Here is a 13521-nt window from a genome sequence, read left to right on the forward strand (position 1 = left end):
GCCGGCGTGCGTGGCAGGATGCGAAATATGAGCGGCGTAAGAGTGCTGGTGGGAACACGCAAAGGTGCGTTCGTCCTGACCGCGGACGGCGCGCGACGCGACTGGAGGATCGACGGGCCGCACTTCGGCGGCTGGGAGGTCTACCACGTCAACGGTTCACCCGCAGACCCCGACCGGCTGTGGGCGTCGCAGTCCGGCGGCTGGTTCGGCCAGCTGATCCAGCGCTCCGACGACGGCGGCGCCACCTGGGAGCCGGTCGGCAACGACTTCACCTACGAGGGCAAGGTCGGCGACCACCTCTGGTACGACGGCACCCCGCGCCCGTGGGAGTTCAAGCGGATCTGGCACCTGGAGCCGTCCCGGGACGACCCCGACACGGTCTACGCCGGCGCCGAGGACGCCGCGCTCTTCCGCTCGACCGACGGCGGGCACCAGTGGCAGGAGCTGACGGGCCTGCGCACGCACGAGTCCGGCCCGCGCTGGCAGCCCGGCGCCGGCGGCATGTGCCTGCACACGATCATCCTCGACCCGGTCAACCGGGACCGGATCTTCGTGGCGATCTCGGCGGCCGGGGCGTTCCGCTCCGACGACGCCGGCGTGACCTGGCAGCCGATCAACCGCGGTCTCGTGTCGGGGCAGATCCCTGACCCGGACGCCGAGGTGGGGCACTGCGTCCACCGGCTGGCGATGCACCCGTCCCGCCCCGACGTGCTGTTCATGCAGAAGCACTGGGACGTGCTGCGCACCGACGACGCCGGCGGGCAGTGGCGCGAGATCAGCGGCGACCTGCCGACGGACTTCGGCTTCCCGATCGCGGTGCACGCGCACGAGCCCGAGACGGTCTACGTCGTGCCGATCACCAGCGACTCGGAGCACTACGTGCCCGGCGGCAGGCTCCGGGTGTACCGCAGCCGCTCCGGCGGCGACGAGTGGCAGCCGCTCGGCGAGGGCCTGCCGCAGGAGCACTGCTACGTCAACGTGCTGCGCGACGCGATGGCCGTCGACACCCTCGACGACTGCGGCATCTACTTCGGCACGACCGGCGGGCAGGTGTACGTGTCGCCGGACGGCGGTGACAGCTGGTCGGCGATCGTGCGGGACCTTCCGGCGGTGCTGTCGGTGGAGGTGCAGACGCTGCCATGATCCGCGTCGTGCTCCCCGCGCACCTGCGGCAGCTGGCGAAGGTCGACGGCGAGGTGCGCTTCGACCTCGACGGACCGGTCACCCAGCGCCTCGTCCTCGACGCCCTGGAGGAGCGCTTCCCGGTGCTGCGCGGCACCATCCGGGACCGGGCCAGCGGTCAGCGTCGCGCGTTCGTCCGCCTGTACGGCTGCGAGGAGGACCTCTCCAACGAGTCCCCGGACGCGCCGCTGCCGGAACGGGTCGCCAGCGGCAGCGAACCGCTGCTCATCATCGGCGCGATGGCCGGCGGCTGAGTCGGCGCGATGGCCGGGCGGCTGAGTCGGCGCGATGGCCGGCGGCTGACACGGGTGTCCCCGGTGCCCGAACGGACACCGGGGACGTCGTGACGGGTGGATCAGCAGGCGTTGCTGCGGAAGTCCGACACCGCCAGCCCGGAGAAGCCGCACGTGTACGGCGTGAACCGGGAGTCCTGGTTGAGCCAGCGCTTGAACCAGGAGACCAGCGCGCGGGACGTCGTCGCGTTCGTCGACTGCGGGAAGAAGTGGCTCGCCCCGGTCAGCTCGACGTACGTCTTCGGCCCGGCGAGGGTCGAGTAGAACGGCAGCGAGTGGCTGGAGACCGGCGCGATGGTGTCGGACTGTCCGCCCACGATCAGGACCGGCTCGCTGACGTTGTTCCACGTCTTGTCGCTGTTCCAGGGCGCGAGCGGCACCCCGGCCTTGACCAGCCCGCTGGTGTCGGCGGCGAGCGCCTCCAGCGTGCCGCCGCCACCCATCGAGTGGCCGGCGACGCCACGGCGGCTGCCGTCGGCGCGGGCCCGCACGGCAGACGACGAGGAGCTGACGGCCCAGTTCAGCGCGGCGAGGAGCTGGTTGCCGCGGCTGCCGGGCTGGTCGTAGATGCTGTTCGTCTCGATGCCGACGACCACGAAGCCCCACGACGACAGCCGCGGGCCGATCCACGCGAGGCTCGACCAGGTGGCGGTGAACCCGGGCGAGACGGCGATCACCGGGTACTTGCCGGAGGCCGTCGGGTAGTACACCCGGCCGCCGCCGAACCCGGAGACCAGGCTGGAGATGCTCTCGGACGTGGTCGCGAAGCTGCCGTTGCCGGTGATGTTGGCGGCGGTGGGTGCCTGGCCGATCTCGTCAGCGACCGCCGGACTGGCGACCGCCGCGACCCCACCACCCATGAGCGTGAGGACGACGGCCAGCCTGAGCAGGATGGTTCGCAACGCTGCACTCCTCTCGAAACACCTTCGTAACTTCGATGGGTGTCAGTGTGTGCAGCTCCCGGCCCCGTCCGTATCGGCGAAATCACCGGTGTTCGCCGGTGAACCTCCGTTCGGCTACCGTACGGACATGATCAGCGTCGGCGCCGGGGTCGACCTGCTCGTCGTCGCGTCGGTCCTGGCCGGCGTGCCCCTGGCCCTGCGCGCGACGCCCCGCCCCGGCGGCGGCCGCGGCCCGGGCTTCTGGCTGGCGCTCACGGTGGCGGCCATCTATCTCAATCAGGCGCTGTTCACCGTGTACGTGCTGCGCGTGCACCGCGGTGACCCGGCCTTCATCGCCCGCCACCTGCCGCCCGGCTGGTTCGACCTCGCCGATGGTGCGGCGGTGCGGGCCGTCGCGGACGCGTTCCCCGCGCCGGAAGTCCTCGAGTTCAGCGTGCTGCGCGTGCAGGCGTTCCTCGAGCTGCCGTTCGTGATCCTCGCCTACCTGTGCGTGTGCCGGTGGCTGGACCCCGTCCGGGCCAGGGCGCTGACCGCGCCCGCGGTGCTGTGGGCCGCCTGCGTCGCGTACTCCGTGGTGTTCGGGCTCGTCGAGTGGGGGCTGCGCAACCCGTACACGACGGACGACCTCGTGCTGCGGGCCGCCTCCTGCGTCGTGACGGCGGCGCTGCTCACCCGCCGGCCGCCGCGGCTCACCGGCAGGGCGCCGGCGTCGGGGGTGGAGGTGCTCCTCGCGGTCGGGTCCGCCGCGGCGCTCGGCGTGCTGGTGCTGGTGGTGTACGACACCGCGCTGCTCTACAACCTCGGCCACCTGCCGCGCCTGCTGCCGGTCGCGGCCGCGGCGGGCGGCGTCCTCGCGCTCGCCCGCGGGCTGACCCGCCGGGCCGGGACGCCCCGCGAGCCGGGCCCCGGGATCCGGACCGTCTCGGCAGGGCTGGCCTGGTTCGCGGCGCTGTTCTTCGTGCCGGCGCTGCCCATCCGGTACGCCATGGACCTCGGCACCCCGTGGCTCACCGTCGCCGGCGCGTCCGTCGTCGCCGGCGCGGCACTCGTGGTGACGGTGCGCGACGTGGTGGACCGGGCCGGCGCCGGGCGGTGGCTGGCGCGGATGGCGGTGGCGGTCCTGGCCGGCCTCGTCGCGGCGAGCGCCGCGCTGCTGCCCCCGCCGACCTTCCCCGAGGTGCGGATCCTGCTGGCCGCGGCGCTGTTCCTCACCGCGCTGACCGCGGTGTGCGCCGCGACGGACAGGGCCGCCGCGCGGGGTCGACCCCGCCCGGCGGCCCTGGACTGACGGGCGTTACGCGACGAACTTGACCCGCTGGCGACGGCGGTACGCGACGAACAGGAACGCGCCGGCGGCGACGAGAGCGGCACCCGCGCCGGTGAGGACCCAGACGTTCGTGCCGGTGACCGGCAGCTGCGGGCCGGCGCCGGGGGCGGGGGAGCTGGGGACGACCGGGCTCGGGGAGGCCGGGCTGGAGGGCTCCGCGGCGGCGGCGCAGGCCCGGACCAGGTTGAACGTGCCCTCCTGCAGCGGGTCGGTGAGCGCGACGCCGACGGCGAGGGCCCAGCCGGCGGGGGTCTTCAGCCAGCCGCCGCCGTCGGCGAGCGACCCGCTGACGCCGGCCGGAGCCGGGCCGGTCGGGAGGGGCAGCTTCTCGGCCTTGGTGTTGGCGAGGGCGTTCGCCGTCAGCCTCTTGGCCAGCGCGGTGGGGTCGGTCTCGACGAACGTGTAGACGCCCTCGTCGTCGAGGACGAGCACGACGAGGTCGTCGTACGACTGGCCGCCGTTCTTGACGAACAGGAAGATGTACTGCAGGTCCGTCCACCGGCCCTCGGGCTTGTCGAACAGCCAGCCGTCCTTGTCGGCGACGGCCTTGCCGGTGTCGATGCCGGCGCAGCCCTTGGTCGGCGCGGTGGCGGCGTAGACGGGCTCCTCGAACACGAGCGCCGCGCCGGGGAAGTCGATGTCGCCGAGGTCGTCGCCGGCCGCGGCGGACGAGGGGGCGGCGAGCCCGCCGACGAGCAGTGCGGTGGCGGTGGCGGCCGCGGCGGCGAGCCTGACGATTCCCCGGAGCTTCATGCGGTCCTCTTCTGTGATCGACGACGGACCTGGGGAATCTCCCAGCAAACTCCCAGTGCGGCAACACGCACCATTCGGACGCAAGGCGGCATACGCCCGCAGGGTGGATCGGCCACGTGGCAGGTCTGACCGAAAGTACGAGCGTCCGGTCAACGCAGCGTGGTGAGCCTGGCCCTGATCCGTTGCGGCAGCGAGGGGCGCGTGACCGGTGGGGCCGGTGGGGCTGGTGCCGTCATCGTGGGGAACGCGCCCTCGTCGACCCGCACCACCGTCTGCGTGGCGGGTGGGGCCGGGGCGGTCGGGTGCGGGCCGGCCGGGAGCGCCTCCGGAGGGTGCACGGTGACCCCGTGGAGCCGGCGCAGCTCGTCACGGACCTCGACCCGGGTCCAGTCGCCGGGGGCCCGGACCGTGTGGTCGCGGAGGCGCTGCTCGTACCAGAGCGACACCTCGGCCGGAGGGGCCGCCGTCGCGAACCAGGTCGTGGTGATGTGCCCGCCCGCCGCGGCGTGGGTGCGCAGCGTGTCGAACGGCGTCAGCCCCGGGAAGTGCTCCACCCCCGTCAGCCTAGGCGCAAACTTCCTGCACCCATCGTGCCGAAACAGGTGTACTGTCAGCCCCCAGGAGGCCCGCGATGGTGTTCACGGTGGACGTTCCGGCCGAGCTCGTGCAGGGCGACGCCGACGAGGGCTACGGCGCGGTCGCCGACGCGTTCCGCCGCAACTTCGCCGAGCGGGGCGAGATCGGGGCGGCCTGCGCCGTGTACCGCGACGGGCGCAAGGTCGTCGACCTGTGGGGCGGCTACCGCGACGGCCGCACCAGGGCGCCGTGGCGGTCCGACACGCTGGTCACCGTGTTCTCCTCCACGAAGGGCGTGTCGGGGCTCGCGATCGCGGTCGCCCACTCCCGTGGCTGGATCGACTACGACGCGACGGTCGCCACGTACTGGCCCGAGTTCGCGCGCAACGGCAAGGAGACGGTGACGGTCCGGCAGCTCCTCGCGCACCAGGCCGGGCTCGCCGCGATCGACCGCCCGCTCACCCTCGCCGACCTGGCCGACCTCGACGTGGTCGCCGGCGCGCTCGCCGACCAGCGCCCGGCGTGGCGGCCCGGCACCCGGCACGGCTACCACGCGATCTCGCTCGGCTGGTACGAGGGCGAGCTGCTGCGCCGCGTCGACCCCGCCGGCCGGACGCTCGGCCGGTTCTTCGCCGAGGAGATCGCCGCGCCGCTCGGCGTCGAGTTCCACGTCGGCGTGCCGGACTCCGTCGACCCGGACCGGATCGCGTTCCTGCACGGGTACCGCCCGGCCGAGCTCCTGCTGCACCTGGGCACCATGCCGCGCGGGTTCGTGTTCGGGTTCCTCAACCCGCGCAGCGTGACCGCCCGGTCGTTCGCCAACCCGAAGGTCCTGTCGGAGATCGGCAACTACAACCTGCCCGAGGTGCGCCGCCTGGAGCTGCCCGCGGCCAACGGCACCGGCGAGGTCCGCGCGGTCGCCCGCGCCTACGGCGACGCGGCCACCGGCGGCGCCGCCCTCGGCCTGGCGCCGTCCACATTGGACGCCCTGACCCGCCCGGCCGCGCCGCCGGCCGGTGGCGTGCGGGACGTGGTGCTGCGCGTGGACACCGCGTTCTCGCTCGGCTACCTGAAACCGTTCCCGCGCCTGCGGTTCGGCGCCGCCGGCGACCGGGCGTTCGGCACCCCGGGCGCCGGCGGGTCGTTCGGCTTCGCCGACCCGGAGACGGGCGTGGGCTTCGCCTACGCCATGAACCGCGCCGGCTTCCACCTCTGGGACGACCCGCGGGAGCTCGCCCTCCGCGAGGCCCTCTACAAGGATGTCCTCGGCGAGCGCTCCCAGCGCCCGGACTAGATCCGGAAGCGGCCGACGGCGAGCTGGAGGTCGGCGGCGAGGCTGTTGAGCTCGGCGACGGTCGCGTCGACCTCGGTGAGGGTCGAGGTGGTGGTGTCGGCGGCGTCGGCGACACCGGCGATGTTGCCGGCGATGTTGGCCGCGCCGTGGGCGGCGTCGCCGACGCTGCGGCTCATCTCGCTGGTCGTGGCGGTCTGCTCCTCGACGGCGGAGGCGATCGTGAGCTGGTAGTCGTTGATCCGGGCGATGATCCGGCTGATCTCGCCGATGGCGTCGACGGCGTTGGCGGTGTCGGACTGGATCGCCTCGACCCGGCGGGAGATGTCCTCGGTCGCCCGGGCGGTCTCCTGGGCGAGGTCCTTCACCTCGCTGGCGACGACCGCGAACCCCTTGCCCGCCGCGCCCGCGCGGGCGGCCTCGATGGTGGCGTTGAGGGCGAGGAGGTTCGTCTGCTCGGCGATCGAGGTGATCACCTTGACCACGTTGCCGATCTCGGCCGAGGAGTCGCCGAGCTTGGACACCGTGCGGTTCGTCGACTCGGCCACGCCGACCGCCTCCGAGGCGACCCGGGCGGCGTCGTTGGCGTTCTGCGCGATCTCGCGGATCGAGGCGCCCATCTCCTCGGAGCCGGCGGCGACCGTCTGGACGTTGTGCGACACGGTGCCGGCGTCGCCCGCGACCACGTTCGCGCGGGCCGCCGCGGCCTTGGCGCTGTCGGCGATGCGGGTCGTGACGCTGGTCAGCCGGCCGGTGCTGCCGCCGAGGGTGCCGGCCGCGGCGGCGAGCGTGTGCACGGTGCGCCCGACGCTCTCGTTGGCGCGGTTCATCGCGGCCGCCATCGCGCCGAGCTCGTCGCGGGCGTACACCTCGGCACGCAGGGTCAGGTCGCCGTCGGCGACGCCGCGCAGGGTGTCGGAGACCGACCGCAGCTGCAGGTTCATGCGGCGCGCGATGCCCAGCGCCAGCAGCAGCGCGAGCCCGAGCCCGACGATGAGCGAGCCGACTGTCCAGTTGCGGGCGCTGGTGTAGTCCTGGCGCGCCGCGGCCGCCATCGCGTCGGACTCGGTGGTCTCCTGCTGCTGCAGCTTCGCCAGCGACGCGTTCATCTGCGCCTCGAGGCTCTGCCAGAGGGTGTTCGTGGCGGCCGTGTCCGACGGCACGGTCAGGCCGGGCGCCGGCTGCTTGCGGAAGACGACCACGTCGCGCAGGTTGCTGTAGTCGGTGAACGCCTTGGCGAAGTCGTTGAGGGCGGCCTCGCGGGCGGCGGAGCCGGCGAGCCGGGTGCGGTACTTCGCGATCGCCCCCTCGATCATCGCGTCGCCGCCCTCGACCGCCTGGGTCCCTCGCGGGCCGAGCGTCGGGTCGTAGGCGGACCAGGCGAACAGCGACTGGCCCCGGTAGTTCTCGCTGACGCCCTGCCGGATGACGACGAGCTGCTCGACGCTCTCGAGGTGCCGCGTCTTCAGCTGGCCGAAGCGGTCGTTGAGCCGGGCCATGCTCGTGATCGACAGGACGCCGACGCCGATCGCGACCAGCGCCACGAGCGCGATGCCGATCAGGTTCTTCGTCCCGACGGACCGGTCGGCGACCCAGCCGGCCAGCGCGCCGCGGCGGACCGTCACCTGGACGAGGGTGCTGTCAGTGGTCATGGGACGTCCTTGCCGACGACGGGAACAACCGGGCCGTCCGGTGCATCGGCGTTGCGATCGCGGTATTGAGGGTTTAGACCGCGACAGTCTCGGACAGGGCGGCGGCCACGACGAGCGACTCGATGCCGCGCAGGCACACCTCCAGCATCGCGGGCGAGACGGCCGCGGTGTCGACCCGCCAGGTGAGGTCGACGGCGTCGGTGGCCGCGCCGGCCGCCGGGTCCACGTGCAGGAAGCAGGTCGCGTCCCACTCGTTGGAGCTCGGCCCCCACCGCAGCACGCTGCCCTCCAGCGCGGCGGTGACCTCGGCGGGCGAGGGGATCCCGCTCGGCGGCGGGGCGGAGCGGCGGCGGTCGTTGAAGTAGCAGCCGGTGTCGAGCTCCACGCCGCGTTCGGCGCCGACCCGGTCGACGAGCGCCCACAGGTCGCGCGGGTGGTAGTAGGCGTACATCCCGGCGGTCAGCTGGCTCTTGAACGTCCGCGCGATCACCTCGGCGAACGGGGCGGCGCCCGTGTCGATGACGGCGAGCCCGGCCTGGGCGAGGTTGCTGACCGACTCGGCGAAGCCCGGGCGGAAGCGGTTGCTGACCACGATCCGGAACGCGCCGACCGGCTGGCCCGACAGGCGGCCGAGCATCATGGCGTACGCGGCGAGCAGGATCGTGCCGCTGTGCACCTTCGTCCGCTCGGCCACGGCGGCGAGGGCGAGGTGCGTCGCGGGTGACGTGAGCGTCGCCTCGCACCAGCGCTCGGGCTGCGGCTCGAGCGGCACCGGGAACCGGCGGGGCTCGATCGTGCGCAGGTGCTTCTCCCAGTAGCGCAGCGACGCCTGGTGCTGCCGCCGCGCGCCGGCGCCCTGCTGCGCCGCGGCGAGCTCCAGGGGCTGGATGCCGGCGACGGGCGCGAGGTGGCGGCCGGTGGCGGGGTCGAGGTTGGCGAGGTCGGCGATGAGCGCCTCGAAGCCGTAGCCGTCGATGACCATGTGGCAGTACAGCGCGACGAACCACAGCGCGTCGTCGGTGCCGGGCCGCGCGACGACCGCCATCCGCACCGGCCAGTCGGTGTACGGGTCCCACGGCGCGGCCTCGTACCGGGCGCGGATCGTCGCGGCGAGGCGCTCCGGGTCGCCGTCGTCGTCGTACACCTCCAGGACGACGGAGCCGGAGGACGACAGCGCCTGCTTCGGCGGCGCGTCGGTCCCGGGCCCGTCGGGGACGAGGCGGGTGCGCAGCGACTGGTGGCGGCTCATGATGAACCCGAGGGTGGTGGCGACGTCGCCGACGGTCGTGCCGGCGGCGAGGGCCATCGTGCCGCCGGTCCACTCGGTCGCCTCGACGACCTGCATGGACCGCCAGGCGGCGAACTGTCCCCAGGTAAGTTCCCCGATGCCGCTGCCATCCCCTTGAAAGGGCACGGTGATCCGATGTGTCACGACAGTCCCCAAAAGATGGCCGGCGGCATCGAGGTCAGAGCAATACTCAGAGAGAGCGGACGGCCTTCATGGCGGTCTCCTTTCTAATATTCGCCCGTCGATCGATAATTGCCCGCGGGCAGTGCCGGGAGCGTATCGGCAGGGCCGCTTGAAGCGGAAGAGCCGGCGGTGCCGATTGCGGCGGTTGTCCGCATTCATCGCACCCGTTAGGGGTATTGAAAGGGTCTCTTGAGCGGGAGAGATGAATTGATTTAAGTACCTGATACGAGATTATCATCGTCAATTCGTACCGGTCCGGAAATTTCCTGCCGACTACGACAAAGGCGCCGCGTCGCTTACTGTCGTGACCATGAAGGCGGGCATGGCGACGATCGGTGACGTGGCACGGCAGGCGGGCGTGTCCCCGAGCACCGTCTCGTACGTCCTGAGCGGCAAGCGGACCATCTCCGAGGAGACCCGCCGCAGGGTGCTCGCCGCGATCGACGTCCTCGGCTACCACCCGCACGCCGGCGCCCGGGCCCTGGCCAGCAACCGCTCCAACGTGATCGCGCTGATCATGCCGCTCTACACCGGGCTGTACGTGCCGGTGCTGATGCAGTTCGTGATCTCGGTCGTGACGGCGGCCCGCCGCCACGACCACGACGTGCTCCTGCTCACCCAGGACGAGGGCGTGCAGGGCCTGGAGCGGGTCGCCGCCAGCTCGCTCGCCGACGCGCTCATCGTGATGGACGTCGAGCTGCACGACCGGCGGCTGCCCCGGCTCCGGACGCTGGGCCGGCCGTCGGTGCTCATCGGGTTCCCCGCCGACGCCGACGGGCTCACCTGCATCGACCTGGACTTCGCGGCGGCCGGCGCGGCGTGCGTCGAGCACCTCGCCGACCTCGGTCATGCCTGTGTGGCCCTCGTGGGGTCGCCGCCGGAGGTGTACGAGCGGGAGCTCGGCTTCGCCAGCCGCACCGCCGCCGGGTTCGACGAGGCGCTGCGGCGGCGTGGCCTGCGGGGCACGACCGTCCCGTGCGAGCCGACCCCCGACGCGGTCCTGTCGACGGTGCGCGGCCTGCTGGACCGCCACCCGGACCTGACCGGGGTGGTGGTGCACAACGAGCCGACCGTGCCGCCGCTGCTGGACGCGTTCGCGGCGCTCGGCCGGCGGGTGCCGCGGGACGTGTCGGTGGTGGCGATCTGCCCCGACGAGGTCGCCGAGCGGGGCAAGCCGCGCCTCACGTCGGTGAGCATCCCGGCGGAGGAGGTGGGCCGGCGGGCGGTCGACCTGCTCATGGCGAAGCTCGACGGCCGCCAGGTCCCCGAGGCGACCCTGCTCCCGCCGGCCTTGACGGTCCGCGACAGCGCCGCCCCGGCCCGCCGGCCCTGAACCGCGGTCCTGCAGAGTCTTCTGCGGCTGCCGGCTCGGGCCACCGCGCAACGGCTTTGCGCCGCGGCGGCCGGTGCGGCTCGGCGCCCCCGTGCGGCGTCGGCGTTCAGCAGCGGAAGGATTCGCCGCGGCTCGTACCGTCGCGGAACCAGGGAAACAGCGGCGCCGCCGCGGCCGGAACACCCGATCCTGACCGCGGCGGCGCCGCTCCGCACCCCTGGGAAGTCGCTAGGCGAGCCTGACGGTCAGCCGGTCCACCTCGGCGTCCACGGCGATCAGCACGCCGGCGGGGTCGCGAGTGAGCCGGCCGGCATCGACGGCCGCCACCGTGTCGATGCCGGCCAGCTGCACCCGCCAGGGCGCCGGGCTCCCGTTGTCCCGGCGCACCTCGACGGTCGTCCCGGCCCTGCGCACCGCGAAGCTCGCTCCGGCGGTGCCGCTGAGCCGGCCCTGCGGCGAGGGGATGTCCACGGTCGTGCCCGCGCCGTCGGGCAGCTCGTGGACCCGCAGGGTGACGCCGTCGGCGTATGGGTAGTCGGGGCGGTCGTCGCGCGCGCCGAGCGGCACGACCGAGCCGGGACGGGCGAGCACCGGGAGGTCGCCCATGCCGTACCGGCGCCGGATCCAGCCGGGCCCGCTCAGCACCTCGCCGCTGCGCAGGTCGGTCCACCGCCCCGCCGGCAGGTAGAAGCTGACGTCGCCGTCGGCGCTGAACACCGGCGCGACGAGGATCGAGCCGCCCAGCATGTACTGCCGGTCCAGGTGCGCGCAGGCAGGGTCGTCGGGGAACTCCAGCGCGAGGGGGCGCAGCACCGGCAGGCCCTCGCGGTGCGCGGTGACGGCCGCGCCGTACAGGTAGGGCATGAGCCGCGCCTTGAGCCGGGTGTAGTCGCGCAGGACGGCGACCGCCTCGTCGCCGAAGTGCCACGGCACCCGGTAGGACTCGTTGCCGTGCAGCCGGCTGTGCGAGGACAGCAGCCCGAACGGGATCCAGCGCATGAAGACGGCCGGATCCGGCGTACCTTCGAAGCCGCCGATGTCGTGGCTCCAGAACCCGAACCCCGACATGGCCAGGGACAGCCCGCCGCGGAGGCTCTCGGCCATCGACTCGAAGGTGGCGCTGCAGTCACCGCCCCAGTGGACCGGGAACTGCTGCCCGCCGGCGGTCGCGGACCTGGCGAAGAGCACCGCCTCGCCGTCGCCGCGGCGCTCCCGCAGCAGCTCGAAGACGGCCTCGTTGTACAGGTGCGTGTAATAGTTGTGCATCCGCAGCGGGTCGGCGCCGTCGGACCAGACGACGTCCGTGGGGATGCGCTCGCCGAAGTCGGACTTGAAGCAGTCGACACCGAGGTCGAGCAGGTGCTTCAGCTTGTCCTGGAACCAGGCCCGCGCGGCCGGGTTCGTGAAGTCGACGAGGCCCATCCCGGCCTGCCACTGGTCCCACTGCCACACGTCGCCGTTGCTCTTCCTCACCAGGTACCCGGCCGCCGTCGCCTCCTCGAACAGCGCGGAGCGTTGCGCGATGTACGGGTTGATCCACACGCAGATCCGCAGGCCCTTCGCCTTGAGCCGGGCCAGCATCCCGGCCGGGTCGGGGAAGGTCACCGGGTCCCACTCGAAGTCGCACCAGTGGAACTCGCGCATCCAGAACGTGTCGAAGTGGAAGACCGACAGCGGCAGCCCGCGCTCGGCCATCCCGTCCACGATGGAGGTCACGGTCGCCTCGTCGTAGGACGTGGTGAACGACGTGGACAGCCACAGGCCGAACGACCACGCCGGCGGCAGCGCGGGCCGGCCGGTGAGCGCGGTGTACTTGCGCAGCACGTCGCGCGGCGTCGGCCCGTAGATGACGAGGTACGACAGGACCTGCCCGGGGACGCTGAACTGCACCCGCGACACGGCCTCCGAGCCGACCTCGAACGACACCGGACCCGGGTCGTCGACGAACACCCCGTAGCCGGCGCTGGTCAGGTAGAACGGGACGTTCTTGTACGCCTGCTCGCTGCTGGTGCCGCCGTCGGCGTTCCAGACGTCGACGGTCTGGCCGTTCTTGACCAGCGGACCGAAGCGCTCGCCCAGGCCGTACACCACCTCGCCGACGCCGAGGTTGAGCTGCTCGCGCAGGAAGTGGCCGTCCGCGGTGCGCAGCGCGGCGAGCGCCTTCGGGGCGCTGGTGGTGAGGACCCGCCCCTCGGCGATGAAGTCGAGCCGCCACTGCCCGCCTTGGCTGTTGCCCTGGCCCTGGCCCTGGCCCTGGCTCGTGCCTTGGCTGTGGCTCGTGCCGTGGCTTTGGGGGCCGTCCAGTGCGAAGCGGGCGCTGAGCGCGCCGGCGGTGAACGTGACGGCGTCGTCGTCGCGGGTCACCTTCGCGTCGGCGGCCGGGTCGGCGTCGATCCGGAACCGCGGCCCCCGCGGCGCGCCGCCGGTGTGCCGGCTGACCCGCACCGCGATCACGTCCGGCGCCGGCGTGGTGCACTCGATGGTGAACAGCGGCGTGTTGAGCGTGTCGCCCCGGCCGGTGACCCGGCGGGTCGGCGCGTACACCGACAGGCTGTTCGCGCCGACGGCCACATCCCGGACGTGCACCGGGTACAGGGGGTGCACCCCTTCACGCAGCTGCCAGTACCCGTCGCTGAACTTCATGCACGACCCAATCCCTGTCGAAGCGCTTCGACAGGTGACGGTACGAACCCCTCACCAGCCTGTCAATCGGCCGGGCCCCCGCCGTGGACGCCGCCGGG

General features: G+C 73.0%; 11 protein-coding genes. 5 read left to right on the forward strand and 6 right to left on the reverse strand.

Going from position 1 to position 13521, the window contains the following annotated elements; genetic code table 11:
* The first annotated feature begins 48 nt into the window (after positions 1-48).
* Complete coding sequence (locus AB0J72_RS39870) at positions 49-1143, forward strand: exo-alpha-sialidase (RefSeq protein WP_363408806.1); 1095 nt, start codon at positions 49-51, stop codon at positions 1141-1143.
* Positions 1140-1436, forward strand: coding sequence for a MoaD/ThiS family protein (locus AB0J72_RS39875; protein WP_363408809.1), 297 nt, complete (start codon positions 1140-1142; stop codon positions 1434-1436). Before AB0J72_RS39870 ends, AB0J72_RS39875 begins: the two co-directional genes overlap by 4 nt.
* Before the next feature lie 101 nt (positions 1437-1537).
* Here the strand turns inward: AB0J72_RS39875 and AB0J72_RS39880 are convergent, their stop codons facing one another.
* On the reverse strand, positions 1538-2377 hold the full coding sequence (locus tag AB0J72_RS39880; RefSeq protein WP_363408812.1) for an alpha/beta hydrolase: 840 nt from the start codon (positions 2375-2377) through the stop codon (positions 1538-1540).
* A gap of 127 nt (positions 2378-2504) precedes the next feature.
* Between AB0J72_RS39880 and AB0J72_RS39885 the strand changes: the two genes are divergently transcribed.
* A complete protein-coding gene (locus tag AB0J72_RS39885) occupies positions 2505-3665 on the forward strand; it encodes a hypothetical protein (RefSeq protein ID WP_363408814.1) in 1161 nt (386 codons plus the stop codon).
* A 6-nt stretch (positions 3666-3671) separates the two neighbouring features.
* Here AB0J72_RS39885 and AB0J72_RS39890 read toward each other — a convergent pair whose 3' ends face one another.
* Both AB0J72_RS39890 and AB0J72_RS39895 read right to left on the reverse strand, forming a co-directional pair.
* Positions 3672-4457, reverse strand: a complete 786-nt coding sequence (locus tag AB0J72_RS39890; RefSeq protein WP_363408817.1) for an LPXTG cell wall anchor domain-containing protein — start codon at positions 4455-4457, stop codon at positions 3672-3674.
* Between the two features lie 149 nt (positions 4458-4606).
* Positions 4607-5011 (reverse strand): hypothetical protein, encoded by a 405-nt coding sequence (locus AB0J72_RS39895; RefSeq protein ID WP_363408820.1) that lies wholly within the window; start codon positions 5009-5011, stop codon positions 4607-4609.
* Positions 5012-5088: 77 nt separating this feature from the next.
* On the opposite strand from AB0J72_RS39895, the gene AB0J72_RS39900 reads away from it, so the two are divergent.
* On the forward strand, positions 5089-6327 hold the full coding sequence (locus AB0J72_RS39900; RefSeq protein WP_363408823.1) for a serine hydrolase domain-containing protein: 1239 nt from the start codon (positions 5089-5091) through the stop codon (positions 6325-6327).
* Here the strand turns inward: AB0J72_RS39900 and AB0J72_RS39905 are convergent.
* Positions 6324-7976, reverse strand: a complete 1653-nt coding sequence (locus tag AB0J72_RS39905; RefSeq protein WP_363408826.1) for a methyl-accepting chemotaxis protein — start codon at positions 7974-7976, stop codon at positions 6324-6326. The two genes, AB0J72_RS39900 and AB0J72_RS39905, sit on opposite strands and share 4 nt — an antisense overlap.
* Positions 7977-8049: 73 nt before the next feature.
* Positions 8050-9408, reverse strand: coding sequence for a condensation domain-containing protein (locus AB0J72_RS39910; protein ID WP_363408829.1), 1359 nt, complete (start codon positions 9406-9408; stop codon positions 8050-8052).
* A 349-nt stretch (positions 9409-9757) separates the two neighbouring features.
* On the opposite strand from AB0J72_RS39910, the gene AB0J72_RS39915 reads away from it, so the two are divergent.
* Positions 9758-10780: a LacI family DNA-binding transcriptional regulator gene (locus tag AB0J72_RS39915; protein ID WP_344501949.1), complete on the forward strand. Its 1023-nt coding sequence runs from the start codon at positions 9758-9760 to the stop codon at positions 10778-10780.
* Positions 10781-11008: 228 nt separating this feature from the next.
* Here the strand turns inward: AB0J72_RS39915 and yicI are convergent, their stop codons facing one another.
* Positions 11009-13423, reverse strand: a complete 2415-nt coding sequence (yicI, locus tag AB0J72_RS39920) for an alpha-xylosidase (protein WP_363408833.1) — start codon at positions 13421-13423, stop codon at positions 11009-11011.
* Positions 13424-13521: the final 98 nt, after the last annotated feature.

Origin of the sequence: Dactylosporangium sp. NPDC049742, assembly GCF_040674675.1 — a bacterium.
Taxonomy (GTDB): domain Bacteria; phylum Actinomycetota; class Actinomycetes; order Mycobacteriales; family Micromonosporaceae; genus Dactylosporangium; species Dactylosporangium maewongense.